This is a genomic window from Actinosynnema sp. NPDC023658 (genome assembly GCF_040639995.1).
Taxonomy (GTDB): Bacteria; Actinomycetota; Actinomycetes; order Mycobacteriales; family Pseudonocardiaceae; genus Actinosynnema.
The window spans coordinates 1-3,751 of sequence record NZ_JBFAAX010000557.1 but is presented as its reverse complement, the minus strand read 5'-3'; the positions used below and the strand labels follow the sequence as shown (position 1 = coordinate 3,751).

4 protein-coding genes are annotated in these 3,751 nt (G+C 71.0%); 1 reads left to right on the top strand and 3 read right to left on the bottom strand.

Features of this window, described 5'->3' with window-relative positions; genetic code table 11:
* From AB0G02_RS31085 to AB0G02_RS31075, 3 genes are all read right to left on the bottom strand, one after another.
* On the bottom strand, window positions 1-193 hold a 193-nt coding region (locus AB0G02_RS31085), incomplete at its 3' end, for a hypothetical protein (protein WP_360801107.1).
* An 88-nt stretch (window positions 194-281) separates the two neighbouring features.
* Window positions 282-1,055: a helix-turn-helix transcriptional regulator gene (locus AB0G02_RS31080; protein ID WP_360801104.1), complete on the bottom strand. Its 774-nt coding sequence runs from the start codon at window positions 1,053-1,055 to the stop codon at window positions 282-284.
* A 562-nt stretch (window positions 1,056-1,617) separates the two neighbouring features.
* Complete coding sequence (locus AB0G02_RS31075) at window positions 1,618-2,373, bottom strand: AraC family transcriptional regulator (RefSeq protein WP_360801101.1); 756 nt, start codon at window positions 2,371-2,373, stop codon at window positions 1,618-1,620.
* Between the two features lie 1,089 nt (window positions 2,374-3,462).
* Between AB0G02_RS31075 and AB0G02_RS31070 the strand changes: the two genes are divergently transcribed.
* A partial coding sequence (locus AB0G02_RS31070; RefSeq protein ID WP_360801098.1) for a hypothetical protein occupies window positions 3,463-3,751 on the top strand: 289 nt, incomplete at its 3' end.

The following is a 3,751-nucleotide window of genomic DNA, read 5'->3' as shown; positions in this document are numbered from 1 at the left end:
CCAGCACCGAGGTGAGCCGGTCGATCGCGACCACCAGGAGCAGGGCGACCAGCAGACCCGCCCCCGCGCCGAGCACCGCGCCGACCCAGCGGCCCGCCCGCCACCCGATCGCGGCGCCCGCGGCGACCAGCACGAGCAGCGCGGCGAACACCGCCGGCTGCACCAGCCACTTGCCCAGGTCTGCGCGGCGCACCGGGAACCTCCATGCGTGGAGCCGCGAAGTCCTTCTGCGGCGGGGAGAACCCCGCGGTGCGTGCCGGCGCACCGTGGGGCGAGGTGGTCTAGCGGTGAGCGGGCGCCGGCACGGCCAGCTCGACGTCGGGCGAGTTGCGGGTGTCCAGTTCGGGCAGTGCCAGCAGGATCGGCAGGTCCAGGGTGCACGTGGACCTGGTCTCGATGTCCGCCTCTGAGGTGCGGCCCGCGCGCACCGCGACCGCCTCCGCGGCGCCGACGAACAGCGGACGGCGCTTCGACGGGTTCGGGTCGAGGTCGTCGACGGCCACCACGGCCGCCCGCAGGTGGAACTGCCCCTCCGGCATCTTGTCGAGCCGGTACGGCCCCGAGCCGTCACGGATGTCGCACGCGACCGGAACCCCTTGTGCGATCGGGTCCCGGAACGCGCCCACGTACACGCGCACCGGGTTCCCGGTGTCCGGCACGCCGACCCACCCGCACACCGAACCGGCGAGGGCGCCGCCGGCCGGACCGGAGAACGGCGACGGGGCCAGGTCGCCGCCGCGGGACAGCGCGCGGTACCGGGCGGGCGGGACGCCGACGCTGCGGGTGAAGCGGCTGGTGAACGTGCCGAGGCTGTTGTAGCCCACCATGTACGAGATCTCGGTGACGCTCAGGGACGTCTCCAGCAGCAGCTGCTTGGCCTTGGTGAGCCGGATCGCGGTGAGGAACCGACCCGGCGAGGTCCCGGTCAGCGTCCGGAAGACCCTGGAGAAGTAGAACTTGCTCAGTATCGCGGTGTCCGCCATGTCGGCCAGTGAAAGCGGTTCGTGGTAGCGGTTCCACATCGTGTCGATCGCACGCTCTACCGCAGTCTGCACAACAGTTCCCTCCCATTCCCAGTCGCTGAAGCAGCCGCGGCGGCGAACCACCGGTGTCCCGGCGGTCTCCCCCGACGCACGCGGCGTCCGTCGGACGCGCCCCAGCGCGCGGAACCCGTCCGCGTTGCGCCGGCGCCACACTTCCGCGCGGTTGTGCGATCCGGTCTGCCGGGTCGGGGGGCGTCGGCCACGCTGCCGCGGCTCCCGGAGGGCAGGCCGTCACCGACCGCGGAGCCCGTCACCGCGCCTTCGCGGCCGGGTCCGCGGAACCGGACGGAGTTCTCCGAGCGGGAACTCCGCGTCGAACGGGTGACGGGCCGCGTACCCGTGACCCGTGACGTCGTCGGAGCCCCGCGCCGGAAGTTCGACCCCGGGCATGGCCCGGCCGTGCACACCGTGCCGCAGTGACCGGTACGCGTCGACCACCGTGTTCTCCCGTCGGTCCCCGGCCACTGCGGGTGGCGGATCGTTCGAGGATGCTCCGCCGGTACCACCCGGTCTACTCCACCCTTGCGGGGTGCGACGACCCCGGTACCACCGGCCCGCGTCCCGGCACCACCGGCTAGCGCCGGCCCGTCCCGACCGCCACCGGGGTCTGGACGCGGTCGCGCATCCGGACGTTCACCCGCAGGTGCTCCCCCGCCCCCACGGTGACCGAGTGGCTCAGCCCACCGGCGAACTTCAGGCCGGAGCGGGTCAGCTGCTCGCCGTTGCCGCGCAACGCGACCGCGACGCACCGGGTGGCCGTGGCGCCGACGACGAGCTCGGCGTCGAGCGGGCCCTCGACCAGGGTGCTGGGCACCAGCGCGCTGCGCGGGATCAGGTCGTCGATGAGACCGACGGTGATCTCGGAGTCCTCGGGTCGAGCGGGGATCTCCAGCGTGCCCACCAACGAGCCGCTGCCGCCGAACCGGGGCATCGGCATCGCGTCGAACACCGGCGAGCCGGTCTCCAGCGGGTTGCCGAAGTCGGGCATCGCGACGGCCGCGAGCAGGCCGCTGACCTCGGGGTTGCGGTACTGCGTCGGCGAGAGGCCGACCGCGCGGGTGAACCTGGTGGTGAACGTTCCGACGCTGCTGTACCCGATGGTCGCCACGATGTCCGCGACGTTCATCCACGTGGTCAGCAGCAAGCGTTTCGCCTCGAATAATCGGACCGCGGTCAGGTACCGGCCCGGCGGCACGCCCACGGTGGCGTGGAACAACCGGGAGAAGTGGAAGGGACTGACCAGCGCGGCACCGGCGACGTCGCGTAGGGTGAGTGGCTCGTAGTAGTTCGTGCGCATCATCTTGATGGCACGCTGGACAGCATCATGCACGGTCTTTTACCTTTCGGCCTGAATTGCGATCGGTCAGTTCGCGGCACAGCACCATCCGCCGCCGGACGTGCGACGACCCGGCAGGGTGCAGCCCCAGGGAAAGCCGCTTCAGCGCGGCGCGAACCTAACCACTCGCTTTTTCGTGAATACGGCGGGTCCTGCTCGTTCTGCCGATCTCCACCACCCCAGATGGCCTTTGTGGGAGGCCCCCATAACCTCTCAACGCGGAAGACGCTATCAGGGAGGGGTGCCGCAGGTAATTACCCGGGAACGAGGACCGCAATCTGTGAGACGGCTATGAACCGTATGGGTCAGCCCATACGGCCGCGCGGGTGAACATCGCGGCACCTGTGTGCGCGAAGCGCCCGGATTCAACCGCTTGTGCCATCACGAAGAGTGATCAGCTCCGCGGCGACCTTCGCTGGATCGGGGGCGAGCGCCTACCAGGCGTCCCGTCCGCTCCCCGAACAGCGATCCTCGGGCGAACCGGACGGACCGTGCAGGTCGGGCACGGTAACACCTCCGGTCCCCGGTCGCCGCCCGCCGTCCACGTGCTCCCCTTCCGATGCCCGCCGCACCACCAGGCCGAGTGGTGCCGAGTCCACGGGTCATCGCCACCCGTAACGGTGTGATCGAACGTGGGCTACCACCGCCGAGGCGTCCTCAAACCGCCGATATCGGAGGGCTCCGGCGAAAGCCGAAAGGCGATGCCGGCACCGCGCCGGAGCTCGAAGAATTCCACTCGACCGCCTCCCGATCATTTCGCGGTGCCCACTCGTGGTCCGAACCGGGGGCCCGCTTCCCCCGACTCGGGACATCACCCGGCTGGTGCGTTCACCGTCCCGAGTCGACTCCGCGACGACGTACTCCGGTTCAGCGACCAATTCGTCCGTTCGCAGTACCGGGGCCGCCGGATACGCCCCTTGCTTGATCGATCCAACTGTACTAACCTTGCGCTCACAACGCTAGGGATGGTTCCCTTACACACAAGGGGACAGTCGGCCGAAGTCGCGAGCACACCTCTCGCCAGAGGCCGGGCGCCGCAGTCGGGCGTCGGGACCCGAGGGCCGAAACCGGGGGAAGGTCGAAATGGGTGCAGGGGCGTGCGACGAGGGCTCGGGCCACGTTCCGCCGGCCCGGCGCGGCCCGATCGGCACCCCCACGTCCGCGACCGTCCCGGGCACCGCCCTCGGCGGCCTGGCGGCCACCGCCCGCAGAACCGACCCCTCCCTCGTCCGCGCGGTCGACGTGACCGCCCGGACGACCAGCTTGCTCAAGCCCACTCCGGAGCCGGCACCCCAGGCCGACTCCGCGGCCTTGGCGGCCAGGTCGCCCAGCCTCATCGGGCCGCAGCGCGCCAACGTGGCCAACGCCGACA